Source organism: Marinospirillum sp. (assembly GCF_014859565.1).
Map to the genome: position 1 here is coordinate 1 of NZ_JACUUA010000013.1, position 20,937 is coordinate 20,937.

The following is a 20,937-nucleotide window of genomic DNA, read 5'->3' on the forward strand; positions in this document are numbered from 1 at the left end:
AAAAAACTATGGATGAGTTGCAAATAAATTTGGGGGACTGATTGGGGGACTGCTTTTCTTTTCCATAAAAAAAGCCCTGAAAAATCAGGGCGTTAGTGTGTATTCTTGGTGGAGGGCCAGGGATTCGAACCCTGGGAGGGCTCACACCCTCGTCGGTTTTCAAGACCGATGCTTTCGACCACTCAGCCAACCCTCCAACACGGCGCGTATCTTATCAGCTGGTTGGTTGGTGTCAACAGCTTTTTATCATTTGGTCGCTGAAATCTGCGTTAACTCAACTGCTTGTCTTAACGGTAGATAGGTTGTACGACCTGCAGCTCTGCTTTGATGCGAGCAATCAGTCGGGGTAAAGTTGTTTTAACTCATCCTGTGGCGGGTGTCCGGATGCATGAATCTCGCCGCAGTGAACGATTGATGCAGGTGATGGATGAAATCAATCAACAGCAGGGGCGTAATACGTTGGTTATGGGTGCCAGTCGACCGGTGGCCAACTGGCATATGAAACAAGAGCATCGCTCACCGGCCTACACCACCAGTTGCAAGGATCTTCCCCGAGTTGTGGCACGATGAGCAGTGGTTATCAGGCTGTTTTTTTCAGCTCTGTGGTGGTGATGGGGGTGGGGGCAGTTTTGGTTGCCTGAGTTTTTGCAGCATCCTGGCTTGCATGGGATAGATATTCTTTAGGTGCTGATTTGCTGCTGCCTGCCATACAAAATCCACCGGCGGTTGCAACATAGCATTTCCTGGACATATCAGTCTCCTGCTCTTCATGGTGTGAATGGAGCGGTAAACAAATACCACGGATGTGTTTCAGTTTGTTCGAGATGAACCTTAACCAGATTCTGCTATGAAGGGAAGCAATTTATTGTGCATTGCACAAAAAGTCTAATACCGAGCTTCAGGAGAGTTTATCCAGCCGGAAATGCCCTTCACTGCCCTGGCGCAGCAGCTGGTTCAGTTCTGGCAAGAGTTTGCGGAAATCATCTGCCATGGAGTAGGGCGGGTTAATCACCAACATACCGCTGCCGGTCATGCCAAATCCACTGTTATCGGGTAATGGGCAGTGCTCAATCCGTAATAGATCAGGGATGCCTGCATCCCGAAAACGCTTGATCCAGGATTCCGTTTGCTGGCGTTGCAGTACCGGATACCAGATGGCATAGGTCCCTGTGGCAAAACGCTGTAAACCATCGGTGACGGCTTGCAACACCTTGTTGTAGTCCTCTTTGATTTCATAAGAGGGGTCAATCAGTATCAGGCCGCGACGTTCTCTGGGTGGCAGATTGGCTTTTAATCCGGCAAATCCATCACTTTCGCTGACTTTTACACGACGATCTTTTTCAAAACATTTAGCGAGGATCTGGTGATCACTGGGATGGAGTTCATGCAATTGCAGTCGATCTGTTGGTCGTGCCAGTTGGGCAGCCATCGCAGGTGAACCCGGATAGAAATCAAGGCGCGAAGCTTTGTTGAAGCTTTCAACCAGTGTTTTGTACTCTTGCAATAATGGATGTTGCAAGGGCTGATCAAATAATCGCTGAATACCTTGCTGATGTTCTGAGGTTTTTGTGGCTTGTTCACTGCGCAGGGAATACAGCCCAGCACCGGAATGAGTATCCAGATAACACCAGGGTTTATCTTTGTGATTCAGGTAGCTGAGGATGTAGAGCTGGCTCAGGTGTTTGAGTAGATCGGCAAAGTTGCCAGCATGATAACTGTGGCGGTAGCTGAGCATGGGATTCATCCGGGCGGTGTGACAGGGGCTGCGATTCTAACAAAAAAGCCACCGCTGGGGTGGCCTTTTATGTGCAGTGGATGGCTGCAGAAATTCGGTATCAGACCCAGCCTTGGGCGCGGGCATGAGCTTCCATTTCGGTGTAACCGCCAATGTGTTCCTTGTCGATGAAAACCTGTGGCACGGTTTCAACCGGTTTGCCGATGGTTTTTTCCATATCCGCTTTGGTGATGCCTTCTTCGTGGATATCAATATAACGATAGGTGGCACCTTGTGATGCTTCCAGCTTGTCAGCCAGCTCTTTGGCGCGAACACAATAAGGGCAGCCGGGACGTCCAAAAATTACGATATGCATCATGTACCTCAGAATATTAGGTGTTTAACAATGGAAGCCAGTTTCGGCCACTATGATAACCAATTCCAATGTAAATTTCCTAAATGGCTGATTGTGGGTTGCTATGGTCTGTGGTGGCGGACAGTGGTCACAAAATGAAACGCCCCGCCGAAGCGGGGCGCAGACTGGATCCAAGGACCTGAGTGTCTTCTCAATCTGGATTGAGATTCTTGCCTGTTGAGCCAAGTTTCCTTTCCTGAACGCTCAGGAGCAATATTACGCATCTGGAGTGTTGGCGAATAGCTGCATAAAGCTGCGGGTCTTGTAGGAGATTGCGTACAAATATGTTTGATTGCCTTAAATAATACCATGTATATGGGGGATCCAGTCAAACGGATCGGTGGACAGACAGGGGATTTCGGCTGCAACCCATCCCTGACCCGGTTGCAGCTGCTCCCGTAGCTCCATCACCACCTGCTCAACCGTCTGGGTATCCGCTAGACACAGGCAGATAATTTGGCAGTGGCGGATCAGGTCTCGTAACTGCTGGTGAACAATCGCGCCATCAGCCCAATGCCAATAAAACCGATACGTTCTTGTGGAGTGGTTGGTGGAGTGTTGGGTTGATTCATGATTAATCCTGCAAAGTTCTGGGTTAAAACTATAGATAAACACGTTTAACACGAGGCAACAGGCCGGTCAGTAGGGTGTAACTGATGGTGTCACAATACCCAGCAACATCATTAACGGGCAGGTGCTTGCCCCACAACTCCACTTCATCGCCGGGTTGAGCAGTTGATTGACTACCCAAATCCACAGTTATCATATCCATGGAAACACGACCGGCCAGCCTGTATTTTATACCGTTAACTAATATCGGTGTGCCGTCAATAGCCTGACGTGGGTAGCCGTCACCGTAACCACAGGCCAGTACACCAATACGGGTTGCTTGTGTGGTTGTAAAGCGGCCACCATAACCCACCGGTTCACCGGCTGGGAGGTCTCTGACACTGATCAGGCGTGTTTTTAAAGTCATCACCGGGCGCAGTTGATCACCCAGCGGGTGACCGGGTGCAAAGGGTGATGCGCCGTACAGCATAATGCCGGGGCGTAGCCAGCTCTGATGGCTTGCAGGGAGGTTAAGTGTAGCGGCAGAGTTGGCAAGACTGACTGGGCACTGCAAAGCCTGTTGTATGCTGTTGAAGCGTTGGATCTGCTGGTCACTGGTAGTGCTGAATGGATCATCTGCACAGGCAAAATGAGTGATCAGTGTGACTGAAGCCACCGCCGGATGCTGAACCAGTTGTTGGTAAGCCTGAGGGGTTTCATCAGGATGCAGACCAAGACGGTGCATACCAGTATCTATTTTTAACCAGAGTTTCAGGCTTTTTGCGGGCTGGGGTGTTTGCTCCAGTGCCTGCAGCAGCAGTTTGATCTGCCATTGGCTGTGTAATACCGGCTGATAAGCACGGGCAAAAATCAGCGGTAATTCTTCGGCCTCAAAAAAACCTTCGAGTAGTATCACTGGCTTTTGAATGCCAGCCTGATACAGAATTTCAGCTTCTTCAATGCAGGCGACACCAAAGGCTGGAGCCAGATCCTGCAGTGCTTCTGCCACGGTAACAGCGCCATGACCATAAGCATCCGCCTTAACAATCGCTAAGGCTGTAGATGTTGCAGACTGGCTGAGTGCCAGCTGATAATTGTGCCGCAAAGCAGAAAGGTTAATTTCTGCAATCAGGGGGCGAGCCATGCTGCTGCTCCGACAGTTTAATCTCAGGGGGTTGGATGTTACCTAATATTGTGGATGCCTTCACATGTTGATGTCATCTGTTATTGCACACCGGGGTGCTCGAGGACAGGCAGCAGAAAACAGTTTAAGAGCCATTGAGCTGGCAGCAGAGCAAGGTTGTGTCTGGGTTGAGCTGGATGTGATGCTCAGTGCAGATCAGGTGCCGGTGATTTTTCATGATAATCAACTGGATCGCTTGACCAATGGTTTTGGTGCGGTGAAGGATCATCACTGGGTTGAATTACAGCGATTAAAAGTTCATCCACCCCGTGGTTTATCAGAAACAGCACAACGCATCCCGTCATTACATCAGGCTTTGCAGAAACTGCAGCAGCTTGGATTAGGGCTGAATCTGGAAATCAAGCCTAACCATGCTGCTGATCGGATTAAAACCCTGCAACTCAGTCTTGAGGTACTGCAGGAGTTTCCCGGCGTGCCGGTGGTCTTATCAAGCTTTCGGCATCAGGCTCTGGAAGAAGCAAAAAAACTGGCACCTCACTTGCCGCGTGCCGTTTTGTGGGAAGGCTTACCCGCTGACTGGCAACAAAAAGCGCAGGCGCTGGAGGTACGGGCAGTACATCTGGCAGCATTTGCTTTACGTCGTTGGCAGGTGGCTGAAATCCGCAGCCTGGGTTTGGAAGTGTATATTTATACCGTTAACTCAGTAAAGCAGGCTCAGCATTTTAAATCCTGGGGGGTAACGGGGATGTTCAGTGATTATCCCGATCGGCTGTTGCAACTGCCCGGTTGGCGCAGCAGGCAGTTGCAGGCTTATGGTGAAGTGGTCTGATCAACTGGCATCGGCTTTCAACAACAAGCGAGTCAAATCAGCATGGATATCCGGGGTGGTGATCACCCAGTCACGGGTATCCATGTAAAAGGGTTTAAATTCATTGGGATAGAGGTGACTGAGTTTGGCTCCGGCTTCTTCAGCAATCAGCACGGCAGCGGCAAAATCCCACAGGCTCAGGCTTTCGTAATAACCATCCAGCGAACCATCCGCAACATGGCAGATATCCAGGGCAGCGGAACCACAACGCCTTAAATCCTGACATTCCGGCAACACCCAGGCCAGCCTGCGAATCAGGTAATCAAGCTGGCTTTTGTCGTAAGGAAAACCGGAGGCAATTAATGCCGGGCGCAGTTTATCGAGTCCACTGGTACGAATGGGGGTTTGATTACGGAAGGCACCTTCGCCCTTGATCGCGGTATAAGTCTCTTGCAGAAAAGGGGCATGAACAACGCCCACCTGTGGTACTCCCAAGCTGTAAAAACCTATGGATATAGCTACATGGGGTTGTCCATGAGCAAAGTTCACCGTGCCGTCGATGGGATCAAGAATCCATAATGCCGTGGCTTGTTCTGCATCAGCTGTGCTGGTGTCGTTTTCCTCGCTGAGAATACGATCTTCCGGAAAAGCACTACGCAGTTGGCCGCAAAGATAATCATCAATTTCCTGATCGGTGCTGGTGACCAGCTCCTGATAATCCTTGTAGGATTGGCTAAAATCTCCCACTTCACGTGCTTTTTGCAGCATGTTTCCGGCATTAAGGGCAATTTTTTCAGCAAAACGCTGGCGTTTTTCGAGTTCTTCGAGGGGCAGGGTGATTGGATGGATAAAGTTCACGAGGCAGCCTTTTGATTGACTTTGGGTGGATCAAGGGTAGCATTTCCGGCATTTCAAAAAAAAGGTTGATCTGATGGATGGCAAATTAACAACAGGATTAGGCTGGTTTTTTGGCTGCTCACTGATTCTGGTTGGCTTCTGGTTGACTGGTTTTTATTTTCTGACTGGCGCAGCCCTGGCTCTGGTGGGTTTTTTCTGGTGGCCACCGAGTCGCAGCCGCATTGTTGAAGCACTGGGTTTACCCCCGATGCCTGCACTTCACGCAGGATTAACCCTTTGCCTGTTAGTGGTGGCTTTGTTTGCGTTTATTGGTCGTTATTCTGCACAGCTGGAGGTTCAGGCACTGGAAGCGGGTTATCCCAGTGTTGAGGCTTGGCAGCAAGCAGTGCGTGAAAAACCTGAGCAGCCCTGAACAGTGTTTCAAAGTGTCAGTGATATGGCTTTTGGTGTATTGATCTACTCATGCAGAGGCTATTTGTAAGTCTCTGTAATTATGCGTCCTTATGCTCATGCACTGGACGGGCAGCTCGGTTAAAATCCATAAAACTCTGATACTGCAGGATTCTGAATAATTATGCCCAAGGAAAAAGATCAGGAACTTCATCCACTCGAAGAAGGTGAAATCGAGCTGAATATGACGCTTCCCTGGACTATTTACAATGCCAGCGGTCAGTTATTGATGAGAGAAGGTGCCGTCATTGATAACCAGCGCAAGCTGGACAATCTGCTGGACAAAGGCCACCGTCAGAAAAGTGGGCCACCACCCGGCGCTGAAGTTGATGAAGGGCCGCCACCCGGTGAGCCACAACCGGTCAAGTTTGCTGAAAACAGCAATCCTTTTGCTGAGCTGGATGAAATTGGTTATCAACTTGATAAGTTGTTTCAGCGGATCGAAGAAAATACCGCCAAACCCGGCGAAATTCAGCGTAAAACCTATGATATGGCTACCCAGATTCAAGGTCTGGTGCTGCTTAACTCTGATGCCGTGCTGGGGGCTGTACACCTGAATCGTGAACATCCGTACATTATCCAGCATCCGCTGCATGTGACCGTGATGGCGGCTTTGATTGCACGCACACTGAATGTTCCTCAACCGGCTCAGTTATCCATGCTTTCTGCAGCTCTGACCCAGAACGTAGGCATGAATGCCTACCAGATGCGGCTTCATGCTCAGGCAGAATCTCTGGATACAAAACAGCGAGAGCAGGTGAACCAGCATCCGCTGGAAGGTGTCAAAATGCTCAGTGCTACCGGGGTGAAGGATAATCTGTGGTTGCAGGTGGTTTTTCAGCATCATGAAAAGGCTAATGGCAAGGGTTATCCCAAGGGTTTAAAAGGCACCCAAATACGCCCAGAAGCTCGCATTGTGGCATTAGGTGATGTTTATGCTGCACTGGTCAGCGGTCGTCCACACCGTCCGGGGTTGAGTGCTCAGCAAAGCCTGAGATCCATCTTTCTGGAGCGTGGGCAGCAGTTTGATCCCAAGTTGAGTATGGTGTTTTTGAACGAGTTGGGGATTTACCCACCAGGTGCCTGTGTAAAGCTGCGTAATGGTGAGCTGGCTGTGGTGGTACGCCGAACATCAGATAGCCGTGCCCCGATGGTCACCAGTGTTATGGATGATCATGGGCAGTTGTTTATGCGCCTGCAGGAGCGGGACACCAGTGATTACAAGTATTCGGTGATATCCGCCATCCACCCGCAGCAGTTGCCCAGACTGAATCCAACCCTCTTGTGGGGGATTCGACTCAAGCGCGTTAATTGATAATGACTGTAAGGAGGGAAGTTGTTGATGCCCGTTTTTTTGCGCAGCACCCTGCCGGTTCTGTTCCTGTTGTGTCTGGCTCTGCTGCCGGTGGCCGCCAGAGCTGAAATCACGGCAGAAGATGTTAATCTGCGAATTGATACCTTTGATGAAATTGATCGTTTATTCAAAGCATTACGTTTTAAAGTAGTGAATCAGCGTAGTGACAACCGCCAGGGTGCTATGGTGTATTCCCGTGAGCTGGTGGAACTCTCTTATCGACTCCCCGCACTTTTTGATGAACCCTCACCTAGAGAAATCTATCCGCAAAGTCGCGCCCGCCCAGAAATCTGGAACCGCAAGGCGCGTTACGACTTTTTACTGGATGAGTTTCTAGATAATCTGGAAATGATTCACGATCACCTGGACAAAGGTCAGATGTCTCAGGCTGGACAGCTGATTGATCGTACCGCACAGAGCTGCCGACGTTGTCATAATACCTTTCGTTACCGATAATGGGCGCTGAAACCCTCAATACAGGAAATTGATATGGCTGGATATGATTTTGACCTGCTGGTGATTGGAGCAGGTTCTGGTGGTGTACGTGCGGCTCGTATGTCTGCTGCCCAAGGAATTAAGGTCGGGATCATTGAAGATCGTTACTGGGGTGGAACCTGTGTTAATGTGGGTTGTGTGCCCAAAAAACTCTACTCCTATGCGGCACATTTTGCTGAAGACTTTGCTGATGCCGCTGGTTATGGCTGGTCCATCAGCAAGCCGGAGTTCAGCTGGCCAACCCTGCGTGACAACCGTGCAGCTGAAATCCTGCGTTTGAATGGTGTGTACAATCGCCTGCTGGAAGGCAGTGGTGTGCAGCGTATTGAAGGGCGAGGCAAGATTCTTTCTGCCCATACTGTGCAGGTGGGTGATAAAACCTGGAGCAGTGAGCGTCTGCTGATTGCTACCGGCAGTTGGCCGTTTATTCCGGATTTCCCCGGTGCAGAGTTTTGTATCACCTCCAACGAAATTTTTGATTTGCCGGAATTCCCCAAGCGTTTTCTGGTTTACGGTGGTGGTTATATTGCGGTGGAGTTTGCTTCGATTTTTAATGGTCTGGGTGCTGAAACAACACTGGTTTATCGTGGTGATAAGGTGTTGCGTGGTTTTGATGAAGAAGCACGGAGTTTTGCTCAGGATGAAATCAAAGGGCACGGCATCAGCCTGCTGCTGGGTTGTGAAATCCTGCGGATTGATCGTCATCTGAACGCACTGGCAGTCACGCTCAGTGATGGCCGTACCCTTGAGGTGGATGCTGTACTCAGCGCAACGGGTCGGCGCGGTAATGTCACTGATCTGGGTCTGGAAAATGTAGGTATCAAAACCAACAAAAATGGTGAAATCACAGTTGATACCAACTTTTGCACCACTATTCCCAGCATCTATGCGCTGGGTGATGTGACCGGCGGCCCTCAGCTGACCCCTGTTGCATTGGCTGAAGCCATGACCCTGGTGCACAACCTCTACAGTGAAGAAGAAAACCGGGTAATGGATTATGCCAATATTCCAACGGCTGTTTTCTGTCATCCCAATATAGGTACTGTGGGTCTGAGCGAAGAAAAAGCGCGTGAAGTGTACAAATCCATCCGTGTGTATTCCACACGCTTTAAACCCATGCGTAACACCCTGTCCGGTAATGAAGGGCGCTGTCTGATGAAGCTAGTGGTGGATGATGCCAGTGACAAGGTGGTGGGTTGCCATGTGGTGGGTGCAGATGCCGGTGAGTTGGTGCAAGGCATAGGTATTGCGGTTAAAGCTGGTCTGACCAAGGCAGATTTTGATGCCACCATTGGTATTCATCCAACCTCTGCTGAAGAGCTGGTCACGCTGCGGACACTCACACGACGTTAAGCACACAAAATCAGGGTTAATACAAGCGGCTTTGATGGCCGCTTTTTTTTCGCAACAAACAAACCTGAGTATAATTTATTCATAATTTCAGATTATGCAATAAGACGGTCTTGATAAATTCAAATTTGATTTTTTGGCCTTTTCTGGTATTATTGTTGCCATCTTGGACAGAGACAAAACTTAATGGATACCAAAAATCTGAAGATCAGAAAGCCCTGTGCTGATGATGGTGTTGCTTTACATCAGCTGATTCAACAGTGTCCTCCGCTGGATCTGAACTCCACCTACCTCTATCTGCTGCAAACTACTCATTTTGCTGAAACCTGTGTTGTTGCCGAGCTGGATGGTCAGCCGAGTGCCTTCCTATCCGGTTATATCAAACCCGGCACCCGTGACACTTTCTTTTTGTGGCAAGTGGCTGTGGGTGATGCTCTGCGCGGTCAAGGCATGGCAAAGCAACTGATCGATGCGGTGCTCAATCGAGAAGCCTGTCGTGATGTTAAATATCTGGAAACCACCATTACACCGGATAACGAGGCGTCCTGGGCGCTGTTCCGCAGCTTTGCCAGGGACCGGCATGCCAGCCTGGAAGACGCGGTGTTCTTTACCCGTGAACAACTGGGTGGTGAGCATGATCCCGAAGTGCTGGTAAGAATCGGTCCGTTCAACAATTGAACCAATAGTTTTATACCAATAATTAAATCCACTGACCTGCAAACAGGACATTAAAATGACCAACTCACATGTGAACTCAGAATCACTGGAGCGTCTTGAATCCGAGGTGCGCACCTACAGCCGTTCTTTCCCGGTGGTATTCACCCGTGCTCGTGGTGCTACCCTGACGGATGAAAATGGTAAGGAATACATTGATTTTCTGGCTGGTGCCGGAACGCTTAACTATGGACACAACAACCCAAAATTAAAAAAAGCCCTGCTGGATTACATCATGGATGATGGTATTACACATGGTCTGGATATGTGGACTAGCGCCAAGCGGGATTTTCTTGAAACTCTGGAACAGCTGATTTTTAAACCCCGTGGTCTGGATTACAAGGTACAGTTTTGTGGCCCGACCGGTACCAACGCCATTGAAGCAGCGCTGCGTATTGCCCGTAATGCCACCGGTCGTACCAATGTTATCTCGTTCACCAATGCTTTTCATGGTGTAACACTGGGTGCGCTGGCAGCCACAGCGAACAGCAAATTCCGCCATGCCGCTGCGATGCCAACTCAGGGTGTTTCGTTCCTGCCTTATTGTGGTTATATGGATGGAGATTCATCCAGTCTGGCCTATCTGGAAAAAACCCTGACCGACAACTCCAGCGGTGTAGATTATCCAGCTGCAATCCTGTTGGAAACTGTACAGGGCGAGGGTGGAATTAATGTTGCCTCTATCCCCTGGCTACAGGGCATTCAGAAAATCTGTAAAAAGCACGGTATTCTACTGATTGTTGATGATATTCAGTCCGGCTGTGGCCGTACTGGCAAGTATTTCAGCTTTGAGCATGCCGGAATTGATCCTGATATTGTCACCACCTCCAAATCCCTGTCCGGTTATGGTTTGCCCTTTGCTGCGGTGTTCATGAAACGTGAGCTCGACCAATGGAAACCCGGTGAGTACAACGGCACCTTCCGTGGTAACAACCTGGCTTTTGTCACGTCCACTGTTGCCATGCGGGAATACTGGAATAATGACGATCTCGCCAAAGAAGTGACTCGCAAGGGCACAGTTGTTGAGTATCGCTTTAAACAACTGGCACGCCTGTTTCAGGATGTGGGTATTGATGCCAGTGAGCGTGGCCGCGGCTTGATGCGTGGCCTGGACATACTTGATGGTGATCTGGCCGACGAGATCGTGGCAGAGTGCTTTGAAAATGGCCTGGTGATCGAAACCTGTGGTCATGCCGGACAGGTGGTAAAATGCTTGTGCCCACTGCTGATCACTGATGATGAACTGAATCGAGGTCTGGATATTCTGGAGCGGGCGGTTAACGTCAACTTGGATAAAATCCGTGCCCAACAGTCGAAAAAGTCTGCCTGAGGAGTGACTCGATGATTGTCAGAAACCTTGAAGAAGCCCGTAAAACCGATCGTCTGGTGGTTGCTGAAAATGGTAACTGGGACAGCACCCGCCTGGTGCTGGCTGATGATGGTATGAACCACTCTTTTCACATTACCCGTATTTATGCGGGTACAGAAACACCCATTCACTACAAACATCACCTGGAAACGGTATATTGCATTGAAGGTGAAGGCGAGGTGGAAACTGTTGCTGATGGTAAAATCTGGCCAATCAAACCGGGTGATGTCTATGTACTGGATAAGCATGATCAGCATCTGCTGCGTGCCAGTAAAACCATGACTCTAGCCTGTGTGTTTTATCCTGCAATCACCGGGACAGAGCGCCACAGGGAAGATGGTTCTTACGCCCCGGCTGAATAAATTGCAGCAATAAAAAAACTGCCTCGACTGAGTTCCAGTCGGGGCAATTTTTTTTATGTGCAGCTGTCAGCTTTCGCTTAAGTCCTGATAACCTTTGCTGGTAAACAGCAGAATACGATTACGTCCGGTGCGTTTGGCGCTGTACATGGCCTGATCAGCGGCACTGACCAGACTGTCCGGGTCTGCAAACTGCTGGTCTACGCCCTTGCCGGGTGCATAAATGGCAATACCCATGGATGCCGAGACATAAATATCTTCTTGGTTGTGGCTTAACAAGGGATTGGCTGCGAGATGCTCCTGCAATCTTTTGGCAAAAGCCAGCGCTCCATCTCGATTATAACCGGGCATCAGGGTTACAAACTCTTCCCCGCCGTAACGTCCTGCCATACAGCCACTATCCAGCTCCTGCTCCAGCACAGCAGAAAAAGCTTTCAGGGCTGCATCACCTAGTGCATGACCATACTGATCATTCAAGGTCTTGAAGTAGTCCAGATCAATGAATATAACCGCCAGACTGCCACGCTGCTCAGTGACTTCAGCAAAAAAGGCCACCAATTTTTTTTCGGTGTACTGGCGGTTGTAAATGCTGGTTAAAGGATCTCTTTTTAACTGCTCTTGCAGATTTTCTGAGTCCTTGCGTAACTTATCAATATCCTGTTGTTGCTGTGTCAGCTTTTGGATCATGCGTAGATTACGCTCGGCCAGCAGGTGTTTGGCTTCCTGCAGCAGGTTAAAGGTATCAATCTGTTTAGGAGCCTTGATTTCAAACAAGCGGGAAACCTCCGGCAGTTGATCCTGGATGTAGAGCAGTAGATGGGAAAACTGACGTTCATCCATATCCAGATAATCCTGACTGGCCTGATAAGCCAGGGTCATGGCCATTTCCTTGTTGGATGATAACCAGAGATCAGCCATCAGACTGGACAGCGCTAGAACCCGCAGTGCCTTGTTGTCCTTGGGGACTTCTTTCGGTAAAAGATGACTTTGTGACAGGAGTAGAGTGTATTTTTCCGGCAGTCCCCAGCGTCTGCTTAGCCAGCAACCGACCTGCGTGTGACTGGTACCGTATTCACGCTCTTCAAATGAAGCCAGTTGACGATGGGAGCGGGCACTATGAAAAATCACGCCATAGATATCCGCATCAACTTCATTCAAGGCCAGCATGCCGATATCCTGCAATACGGCAGCCAGATAAACCGTTTCTACATCAATCTGGAGCTTTAACAGTTTTTGTAAGCCACGAACCACTAACCCACTGATTAACGAACGCTTCCAGAAGCTGTCCAGATCCATGCCGTTGCTGTCTTCTCCGGACTGGACTGCCAGTCCAAAACTTAGTGACAGGGATAATGCCCCATCCATACCAATGCGATTAACGGCTTGCTGCAGGGTGTTCAGCTCTTTACCATTGTAAAAAGCCGAATTGGCTGCAGCTAGAATTTTGGCACTGAGGGAGGGATCTTTGGCCAACAACTCGGCAAGATCACCCGTTCCCGCCGTGGGTGAGCGCGCCAGTTCAATGATTTTAACAATAACTGCTGGCAACGACGGCAGGTTCTTGCAACCTTCCAGCAGGGCTGTCAGTGGTTCGGGTAAGTGATGATCGCTGACCTGTTGCATTCAAAAGAGTCCTGAGGCGACATGGTTGTTCCGTGATTTGCTACTATAACCCAGTCGACTGACTTCCTAAAGCAATCTGTTGTTCTGCTTAAACACCTTGTAAGGCTTCGATATGTCGGTGTGCCGATCGAGCCAATGAATTAAGGTCGTAGCCACCCTCCAACACAGAAACCAGATGCCCGTTGCAGTAGGTTTTTGAGACATCCATCAGCAGGCTGGTAATCCAGTGGTAATCATCATCTTCCAGATTCAGCTCGCCCATCGGGTCTTCACGGTGGGCATCAAAACCAGCTGAAATCAGCAGCAACTGCGGACGAAATTTCTGCAGTGCTGGCAACCAACTTTTTTCGATGGCTTTACGGAAGTCAAAACTGCCGGTATGGGCATCCAGTGGGGTGTTAATGATGTGATCCCACTCTGAATCTGCATAACGCCAGGGGTAGAAGGGGTGCTGAAAACTGGAGCAGACCATTACGCGCGGATCGTTGCGGAATACATCCACCGTACCGTTACCGTGGTGTACATCAAAATCTACAATGGCAACTCGATCCAGTCCGTAGTGTTCCAAAGCGTGAAGAGCACCCACAGCAACATTATTGTAAAAACAAAAGCCGATACTCTCCACTCGTTCGGCATGATGCCCCGGTGGACGCACGGCACAGAATACATTGTCTGCCTGATTTTTGAAGATTTGTTCCACACCACGTATTACGGCACCGGCTGCCATGCCCGCAGCGTCCAGTGTACGAGGGCCTAACAGAGTTTCATCTTCTAAAGCAGTAAAACCTTCCTGCGGTACACTGAGCTGCAAAGAGCGGATATGGGCTTTGGGGTGGGCACGATACAACTGCTCTTCCGTGACCGGGCGAGCCTTGTATTGCATCAGTTGGTTCATTAAACCACTGAGTTTAAGTTGGTCAATAATGGCATTCAATCGCAATGGACTTTCTGGATGCCAGGGACCCATGTCATGCAGACTGCAGTCCTGATGTGTAATGAAGGATGTAATCATTTCAAGCCCGTCATTTTTTTCATAAGTTTAAACTTGTTGCCGTTTGGTGGATACTGGGCAATGGTCGAAGAGTTTGCAAGGCTTTAAGCTATCAATATTTTCTGGCAGGAGGTCAAAGGGTGAGTACTCGTTTTTTGCGCTATTTTTTTGAGCCACGCACCCTGGTTGTAGTGGGTGCATCCGAGAAGAACTTCAGTCTGGGTGGCCAGGTGGTGGTCAATCTGCTGGATGCTCAGTTTCCGGGGCGGATCTGGGTAGTTAACCCTAAGGGTTACGTAAATGTACATGGCTGTGATTGCCTCCCCCGCATCAACGACTTACTGGAAGTGCCTGATTTGGCTGTTGTTTGCACTCCCGCTTCCGTTGCGCCAGAGGTGATTGCTGAACTGGGAGGGTTTGGTGTCAAGGCAGCGCTGGTACTGACTTCCGGACAGGGACACCGCCAGACCAATTATAAAGCCCGATTGCTGGAAGCTGCCCAAAGCTCCGGTATCCGTATCATGGGGCCAGAGTGTATGGGTGTTCTGGTGCCTGCTCGCAAACTGAATGCCAGTTATGCACCGCAGAATATCCGTGCCGGTAAAGTGGCCTATATCGGCCAGTCTGGCATGCTAGGCAATGCCATCATCGACTGGGCGAATGGTCGGGGAATCGGCTTTTCGCACCTGATCACACTTGGCGACAGTGTTGACGTGCGTCTGGCAGACGTGATTGATTATGTGAATCGTTTTTCCAGTGCCCAGGCCATCCTGCTACATCTGGAGAACATTCCCGACTCACGCCACTTTATGACTGCTGTGCGGGAGGCCTCGCGTAACAAGCTGGTACTGGCGATCAAATCCGGCCGCACCGCTGAAGCGCAGGGTGAACCGTTATTGATTACCCCTGGATTACCCAATCGTGATCCGGTTTATGATGCTGCTTTCTCTCGTGCCGGTATGGTTCGTGTACATAACAGTGAAGAATTGTTTGATGCCCTGGAAACCTTGACAAGAATGCGTCCGGTTCGAGGGGATCGCCTTGCCATCATCAGTAACGGGCTGGGTCCCAGCATGCTGGCAGTGGATCGTCTGATCCATCAGGGCGGTCAGCTGGCACAGCTCACAGAAGCAACCCGCCAGAAACTACAGGAGTGGTTACCTAATGATCATTTTCGTAGCAATCCCCTAGATCTGGGTGGTGGTGCGACTCCGCAGCGATTTGTAGAAGCCATACAAATGGTTTCGGAAGATCCTGAGGTGGATGCAGTGCTGGTGGTTCATGCGCCCACTCGTCTGGCACCCAGTGAAGCAACAGCTCTGGCGGTAATTGCCAATAAAAAACTCTACAAGCGTAATCTGCTGACCAGTTGGATGGGGCTGAATCATGCGTTTCCCGCTCGCCATGAATTTAATTTGGCTGGGGTGCCAACCTATCTGTCACCAGAAAAAGCCGTACAGGCATTTATGCATCTGGTGAACTACCAGCGCAACCAGCAGTTATTGCAGGAAACACCACCCACCCTGCCTTTTGAAACCACCCGAGAAGCCCGTGAACAGGCCAGAGCTTTGGTGGAGTCAGTGGCGGCAGCAGGTCGAGATCATTTAAGCCATCAAGAAACCGGGGCATTACTGACGGCTTATGGTATTGATCTGGCTCCGGTACTCTATCCAGCCAGTCCGGCAGAAGCAGAACAAATGTCCGCCAATTTTGCAGGCCACAAGGCCATCAAAATTAACCATGCAACCAATTCTTACCCTTTTGTGTACCGCAAACGCCCCCATAAAACATCGGCAGGCTTGTTACATGATCTGGAAACCCCGGACGATGTAAAAAAAGGTGCAGAAAAGCTGCTTGCCAAGGTGCTAGAGAAGTTTCCGGATAGTCAGATTCATTCTTTTGTGCTGCAGCCCATGCAGCGCGGCAAACACTCGATGCAGCTGAATCTGGGTATTACCCGTGACCCGGTCTTTGGCCCAGTGATTCTATTTGGTATCGGGGGTTATAAAGTGAATATTCTGGTGGATCGGCAGGTGACCTTTCCGCCTCTGAATATGACCCTGGCAATGGATTTAGTAATGCGCAGCCATGCCGGGCGGTTGGTTCAGGAACACAGCAACCATCCGGAACGGGATCTGACCCGTATTTGTGTATTGTTGGTGAAATTGTCCCAGCTGTGTTCGGATATTCCCCGCATTAAAGGGCTGGAAATCAACCCGTTGCTGCTGAATGCAGACGAAATGCTGGCCATCGACATGCAGTGTGATCTGGATGAGCCGGCACGCCACGCCATCATGCCGTATCCGGAAGATCTGCGGAAAAAAGTTAATCTCAAGGATGGGCGCGAAGTGGAAGTTCGCCCAATCCGCGGTGAGGATGCCGTGGCATTGCTGCGTTTCCACAGCCGTCTTTCTGAAGAAAGTATCCGTTTCCGTTATTTCCACAACAAGGCCGATCTGACCAAACGGGATTTGTCATTACTGACTCAGATTAACTACGACCGACAGATGGCATTTATTGCTGAACAGACACTGGAGGATGGCAGCAAGGAAATACTGGGTGTTTCACGTGTCTGGACTGACCCTGATAACGTGCGTACTGAGTTTTCAGTCATTATCCGTGATGATCTGCAGGGACTGGGGCTTGGTTCATTGTTGATGGGTAAACTGATCAGCTACTCAAAAAGTGTTGGCACACTGGAAATGGTTGGCAAAATCATGGTTGAAAACCACCCGATGCGTGGATTGATGAAACATCTGGGATTCAAATGCAGCTATAACCTGGACGAGCAGGTAATTGATGCAGTGTTGCCACTCAACGAACCAACAACCGAGTGGCAGAGACACCGTTTGACCAATGCCGTGGACTGAACACTGGCCAGTGTATTGTGGATCAGGGCGAGAGTCTTTCTCTGGTCCACTGACCATCTTCAAAGCGGTAACGCATTCGGTCATGTAAACGACTGGGCTGTCCCTGCCAGAACTCGATAACCCGAGGAACCAGTCGATAACCACCCCAGTGAGGTGGGCGTGGCAAAACATCCACCTGCTGATACTGTTCTTTAAGAATAGACAGTCGCTCCGTCAGTACATCCCTGCTTTTGATAACCTGGCTCTGTTCAGAAGCCCAGGCACCCAGCTGACTGTCACGGGGACGGCTGATGTAGTAGGTATCTGATTCTGCTTCGTCTAACTTCTCAACCTGGCCTTCAATACGTACCTGGCGCTCCAGCATTTCCCACCAGAACAGCAAAGCTGCATTAGGGTTCTGAGCCAGTTCCTGCCCTTTGTCACTTTCATAGTTAGTGTAAAAAACCCAGCCCTTTTCTTTTGAAAAACCTTTTAGCAAAAGAATTCTCGCCTTGGGGTGGCCTTCAGTATCCACAGTAGCCAGAGTCATGGCATTGGGATCAAGGTTTTCAGTTTGCACGGCATCACTCAACCAATGGTTGAAGAGGGCAAAAGGGCAGTCTCCTGCCTTGTCTTCGGTCAGCGCATCCAAGGCATAATTGCGGCGCATTGCGGCTAGATCACGATTCATCTTGCTGTCCTCTTGGTGTAAAGTGAGGGTGTTTATTTTTGCAACTGAATCAGGAGTATAAACTCATGATGGAGCAGTCTGCAGTCCAGAATATCAAAGTATGGGACTGGTCAATACGAATATTTCACTGGTGTTTGCCCTTGCTGATCTTTTTGCTCTGGCTGACCCAGCGTAACAACAATATGGAGCATCATTTTCTAATGGGGCAGTTGCTGATGGGTCTGCTGGTCTATCGGCTGATCTGGGGGTTTATTGGTACGCCCTCTGCGCGTTTTGCCGCGTTTATATACGGCCCAAAAGCTCTTTTTTTGTACGTGAAGAACTTTTTTACACCGCAAAAACCTGTTTATCTAGGGCACAACCCGCCAGGTGGTCTGATGGTGTTGGTCTTGCTGGGTGCGGTAAGTTTCCAGTTGATCACCGGGCTTTTTACCAGCGACGATATTTTCTACTTCGGCCCTCTATATGACAGTGTGGCACGCTCAACATCCAGCTGGATGTCACGTTGGCATCATTTGTTTTTTGACTGGTTGCTGCTGCTGATTGCTACACATTTGTTGGCCATTCTGGTTTATAAACTACGCGGGGAAGGGTTGGTTAAAGCCATGTTCAGTGGCAATAAAACACTGAAGAGACAGCCGCAGGATGCTGATCAGCAGCTGACTGTCGCTTTTCCCTGGGTTAGATTTGCAGTTGCAGTGGTATTGGCTGTGTTGAGTGTGTTGCAGATATTTCATTGGTGACAAAAAACCGGAGCAGTGGTATCCCTGTCTCCGGTCTTATTGATAAATCGATTACGCCATTTTATCGGGCACGATAATCATCATGGCAATTACGGCAGCTTTGTACCATAGCACCAATCACAGGACGGGCTTTGGCGGCATCAAAATCAGCCTTGCCTGATGCTTCAACCAGTTCACCCAGAGCTTTCCCGAATGCTTGACCCTTGCTCTGGAAATCACTCATGTTGTTCCAGGCTGCTTCCTTCAGCTTGCTGTCTGATACTCCACGAGTGGCAGGGAAGTAGGTTTCACCCAGCATAGGTGCGACCTTGGCAATATTGGTGGCGCGTTTATTGATTTCTGCGGCATCAAAAGGGATGTCACCACGAATCATGGCGCCAATCACACTGCTTTGGGCTCCAAAAACCTGATAAATAGCCTGGCGGTATTTAACAGCATCTTCGGGCTTAAACATATCAGCTTGAAGGCTGCCAGAACCCAGCAGGGTAAGGGTTGCCACTGCAATAACTTTCTTCAACATGTTGGATCTCCTTGAGTTGCAAAAGTGCATCTACTGCGAACTGCTTTCGCTAATACAGCAAGGACTTTACAATAATTTGACGGGTACGGCAAAATCCACAGTCTTAGCTGGCACATATTTACCACATACAGTTACGCGAAATGCTTTTTTTAGATAAAAATCCATTTTCTGCAACAAAAGCCTAAGGCTGAAGGCTGTTCAAACGGCTCAGGACTGCTATGATAGTGTCGTCTGCGCCCGAGGGTTGTCAGAGATTTTGCGCAAATAATCGCTGTTTACATTTAAGGATCGCGATATGGATCTTGCTACGCTGCTAGGCTTGGTGCTTGGTTTTACTCTGATTGTGCTGGCAATTGTTACCAGTGCTGACTTAGGTTTGTTTTTCAGTTTGCCCAGCTTGTTGATCGTTGTTGGTGGCACCTTTGCTGCCGCATTGATCAAGTTTCGTGTGCAAAGTTACCTAACCGGCATCAAGGAAGGGATTGGAGCAGCGTTTTTTGATCGTAATGACAATCCGCGCGAAATCATCGCCCTTGCTAATCGCCTGTCACGTATTGCTCGCCGTAATGGTCTGCTCGGTCTGGAAGACGAACCTATCGACAACCCCTTTTTCCAGAAGGGTGTTCAGATGTGTGTGGACGGTAGCGCACCGGAGTTTATTCAGGAAGTTCTGCAAAAAGAAATGCTGCTGACGATTGAACGTAAATCCATCGGCGAGAAGGTGTTCCGGGCCTTTGGTGACTTGGCTCCAGCCTTTGGTATGATCGGTACTCTGGTCGGTCTGATTGCCATGTTGAACAACCTGGACGACCCTACCAAACTGGGTCCGGGTATGGCACTGGCTCTGATCACAACTCTTTATGGTTCTGTTCTGGCACAGCTGATTTTTATTCCTATTGCTGACAAGCTGGAAATGAAAGGGGATGAACTCAGAAACAACATGTCTCTGATTGTTGACTCGGTTATGGGTATCTATAACGGCATGAACCCGCAAGTACTGGATGAACTGCTGGAAACCTATCTTCCTGAGTACCAGCGTGGTGCAGTCAACATGACAGAAGAAATTGAGTAATAGACTGTTTTTTTGTGTCGTGCGCGTTCACTCTGGAGATAGGTAGCGGTTATGAGTTCCCCTAAAGCAATACCGCAAAAGAAAAAAAAAGAAATCAAGGGCACACCTATTGCGCCCTGGATGACCACCTTTGCGGATATGATGACGCTGCTGCTGGTGTTTTTTGTACTGATCCTGTCTTTTTCCACCATGGAAGTTGAGCGTTTTCGTGCTGTTTCCATGGCGCTGCAAAATTCTTTCGGGTTCCAGATGATGAACCCGCTTAATATGATTCCTGTAGATAATCCACCCCGTACAGAAAACATCATTGCACCCATTAAGCCTGAACCTCCAACCACCGAAAATACCGGTATGGAAAATCAGTTGGATGCTTTGGGTAACCGTCTGCAAACTAACTTTGTTGACGAAATTGAGCGAGGTCTGATTATTGTTGAGCAGGATGAAGATCACATCATCATCCGTTTCCCTGATGATGCAGCCTTTGGATCAGCCAGTGACTGGCTTGAGCCTCAGATGGTACCGATTATCCAGCGTGTTGGCGATCTGATCTCTGAATTTGAGATGTACGTAGTGGTGGGTGGCCATACCGATAATATTCCGATTAATTCCGAGCGTTATCGTTCAAATTGGGAGCTGTCAGCTGCACGAGCCATTTCTGTTGCTCATGAACTGACTTGGATGAGCAATATGAATGAAGAGCATCTTTATGTAGTAGGTAATGGTGATGCTCGCCCTCTGGCATCCAATGCCACACCGGAAGGTCGAGTACGTAACCGTCGGGTTGAGATTCTGCTGATGGAGCGGGATATCACTGAAGATCGGGAGATCTTCCAGGGAATTCAGCAGATACCAACCTACCGCTGACCCTT

The 20,937-nt window shown here is 49.4% G+C and carries 22 protein-coding genes and 1 tRNA gene; 13 read left to right on the forward strand and 10 right to left on the reverse strand.

Going from position 1 to position 20,937, the window contains the following annotated elements:
• Positions 1–106: 106 nt before the first annotated feature.
• Positions 107–196, reverse strand: a tRNA-Ser gene (locus IBX50_RS03485).
• Positions 197–384: 188 nt separating this feature from the next.
• Here IBX50_RS03485 and IBX50_RS03490 point away from each other — a divergent pair.
• Positions 385–570: a DUF4113 domain-containing protein gene (locus IBX50_RS03490; RefSeq protein WP_292253316.1), complete on the forward strand. Its 186-nt coding sequence runs from the start codon at positions 385–387 to the stop codon at positions 568–570.
• Between the two features lie 10 nt (positions 571–580).
• Here the strand turns inward: IBX50_RS03490 and IBX50_RS03495 are convergent, their stop codons facing one another.
• The 4 genes from IBX50_RS03495 to alr all read right to left on the reverse strand — a co-directional run bounded on the left by IBX50_RS03495 (position 581) and on the right by alr (position 3,822).
• On the reverse strand, positions 581–751 hold the full coding sequence (locus tag IBX50_RS03495; RefSeq protein ID WP_292253317.1) for a hypothetical protein: 171 nt from the start codon (positions 749–751) through the stop codon (positions 581–583).
• Positions 752–898: 147 nt separating this feature from the next.
• Complete coding sequence (gene rlmJ, locus IBX50_RS03500; RefSeq protein ID WP_292253318.1) at positions 899–1,735, reverse strand: 23S rRNA (adenine(2030)-N(6))-methyltransferase RlmJ; 837 nt, start codon at positions 1,733–1,735, stop codon at positions 899–901.
• A 100-nt stretch (positions 1,736–1,835) separates the two neighbouring features.
• Positions 1,836–2,090 (reverse strand): GrxA family glutaredoxin, encoded by a 255-nt coding sequence (locus IBX50_RS03505; RefSeq protein ID WP_292253368.1) that lies wholly within the window; start codon positions 2,088–2,090, stop codon positions 1,836–1,838.
• A 640-nt stretch (positions 2,091–2,730) separates the two neighbouring features.
• The gene (gene alr, locus IBX50_RS03510) at positions 2,731–3,822 is read right to left on the reverse strand and encodes an alanine racemase (protein ID WP_292253319.1); all 1,092 of its coding nucleotides are present in this window, start codon (positions 3,820–3,822) and stop codon (positions 2,731–2,733) included.
• Positions 3,823–3,886: 64 nt separating this feature from the next.
• Between alr and IBX50_RS03515 the strand changes: the two genes are divergently transcribed.
• On the forward strand, positions 3,887–4,651 hold the full coding sequence (locus IBX50_RS03515; protein WP_292253321.1) for a glycerophosphodiester phosphodiesterase family protein: 765 nt from the start codon (positions 3,887–3,889) through the stop codon (positions 4,649–4,651).
• Here IBX50_RS03515 and IBX50_RS03520 read toward each other — a convergent pair whose 3' ends face one another.
• A complete protein-coding gene (locus tag IBX50_RS03520; RefSeq protein ID WP_292253322.1) occupies positions 4,652–5,488 on the reverse strand; it encodes an inositol monophosphatase family protein in 837 nt (278 codons plus the stop codon).
• 73 nt (positions 5,489–5,561) lie between these two features.
• Between IBX50_RS03520 and IBX50_RS03525 the strand changes: the two genes are divergently transcribed.
• From IBX50_RS03525 to IBX50_RS03555, 7 genes are all read left to right on the forward strand, one after another.
• Positions 5,562–5,900 carry a hypothetical protein gene (locus tag IBX50_RS03525; RefSeq protein ID WP_292253323.1) on the forward strand — a complete coding sequence of 113 codons (339 nt, stop codon included), beginning with the start codon at positions 5,562–5,564 and terminating at the stop codon, positions 5,898–5,900.
• 162 nt (positions 5,901–6,062) lie between these two features.
• On the forward strand, positions 6,063–7,253 hold the full coding sequence (locus IBX50_RS03530; protein WP_292253325.1) for an HD domain-containing phosphohydrolase: 1,191 nt from the start codon (positions 6,063–6,065) through the stop codon (positions 7,251–7,253).
• A 27-nt stretch (positions 7,254–7,280) separates the two neighbouring features.
• Entirely contained in the window at positions 7,281–7,748 is a 468-nt protein-coding gene (locus tag IBX50_RS03535) for a cytochrome c (protein ID WP_292253327.1), read from the forward strand.
• A gap of 33 nt (positions 7,749–7,781) precedes the next feature.
• A complete protein-coding gene (gene gorA, locus IBX50_RS03540; RefSeq protein WP_292253328.1) occupies positions 7,782–9,140 on the forward strand; it encodes a glutathione-disulfide reductase in 1,359 nt (452 codons plus the stop codon).
• A gap of 183 nt (positions 9,141–9,323) precedes the next feature.
• On the forward strand, positions 9,324–9,815 hold the full coding sequence (gene ectA / locus IBX50_RS03545) for a diaminobutyrate acetyltransferase (protein WP_292253330.1): 492 nt from the start codon (positions 9,324–9,326) through the stop codon (positions 9,813–9,815).
• A 70-nt stretch (positions 9,816–9,885) separates the two neighbouring features.
• Positions 9,886–11,181 (forward strand): diaminobutyrate--2-oxoglutarate transaminase, encoded by a 1,296-nt coding sequence (gene ectB / locus IBX50_RS03550; protein WP_292253371.1) that lies wholly within the window; start codon positions 9,886–9,888, stop codon positions 11,179–11,181.
• A gap of 11 nt (positions 11,182–11,192) precedes the next feature.
• Positions 11,193–11,582: an ectoine synthase gene (locus IBX50_RS03555; RefSeq protein WP_292253331.1), complete on the forward strand. Its 390-nt coding sequence runs from the start codon at positions 11,193–11,195 to the stop codon at positions 11,580–11,582.
• Between the two features lie 66 nt (positions 11,583–11,648).
• Here IBX50_RS03555 and IBX50_RS03560 read toward each other — a convergent pair whose 3' ends face one another.
• Together IBX50_RS03560 and IBX50_RS03565 are read right to left on the reverse strand one after the other, a co-directional pair.
• Positions 11,649–13,202 carry a diguanylate cyclase gene (locus IBX50_RS03560; RefSeq protein ID WP_292253332.1) on the reverse strand — a complete coding sequence of 518 codons (1,554 nt, stop codon included), beginning with the start codon at positions 13,200–13,202 and terminating at the stop codon, positions 11,649–11,651.
• Between the two features lie 88 nt (positions 13,203–13,290).
• Positions 13,291–14,214 (reverse strand): histone deacetylase family protein, encoded by a 924-nt coding sequence (locus IBX50_RS03565; RefSeq protein WP_292253334.1) that lies wholly within the window; start codon positions 14,212–14,214, stop codon positions 13,291–13,293.
• A 119-nt stretch (positions 14,215–14,333) separates the two neighbouring features.
• Between IBX50_RS03565 and IBX50_RS03570 the strand changes: the two genes are divergently transcribed.
• On the forward strand, positions 14,334–17,063 hold the full coding sequence (locus IBX50_RS03570; protein ID WP_292253335.1) for an acetate--CoA ligase family protein: 2,730 nt from the start codon (positions 14,334–14,336) through the stop codon (positions 17,061–17,063).
• A 22-nt stretch (positions 17,064–17,085) separates the two neighbouring features.
• On the opposite strand, the gene pdxH is transcribed toward IBX50_RS03570, so the two are convergent.
• On the reverse strand, positions 17,086–17,733 hold the full coding sequence (gene pdxH, locus IBX50_RS03575) for a pyridoxamine 5'-phosphate oxidase (protein ID WP_292253337.1): 648 nt from the start codon (positions 17,731–17,733) through the stop codon (positions 17,086–17,088).
• Positions 17,734–17,798: 65 nt separating this feature from the next.
• On the opposite strand from pdxH, the gene IBX50_RS03580 reads away from it, so the two are divergent.
• Entirely contained in the window at positions 17,799–18,476 is a 678-nt protein-coding gene (locus tag IBX50_RS03580) for a cytochrome b/b6 domain-containing protein (protein ID WP_292253338.1), read from the forward strand.
• A gap of 61 nt (positions 18,477–18,537) precedes the next feature.
• Here the strand turns inward: IBX50_RS03580 and IBX50_RS03585 are convergent, their stop codons facing one another.
• The gene (locus IBX50_RS03585) at positions 18,538–18,996 is read right to left on the reverse strand and encodes a cytochrome c (RefSeq protein ID WP_292253339.1); all 459 of its coding nucleotides are present in this window, start codon (positions 18,994–18,996) and stop codon (positions 18,538–18,540) included.
• Between the two features lie 295 nt (positions 18,997–19,291).
• Here IBX50_RS03585 and IBX50_RS03590 point away from each other — a divergent pair, with 295 nt between their 5' ends.
• Together IBX50_RS03590 and IBX50_RS03595 are read left to right on the forward strand one after the other, a co-directional pair.
• The gene (locus IBX50_RS03590) at positions 19,292–20,068 is read left to right on the forward strand and encodes a MotA/TolQ/ExbB proton channel family protein (RefSeq protein ID WP_292253341.1); all 777 of its coding nucleotides are present in this window, start codon (positions 19,292–19,294) and stop codon (positions 20,066–20,068) included.
• A gap of 51 nt (positions 20,069–20,119) precedes the next feature.
• Positions 20,120–20,932, forward strand: coding sequence for a flagellar motor protein MotB (locus tag IBX50_RS03595; RefSeq protein WP_292253343.1), 813 nt, complete (start codon positions 20,120–20,122; stop codon positions 20,930–20,932).
• Positions 20,933–20,937 lie beyond the last annotated feature (5 nt).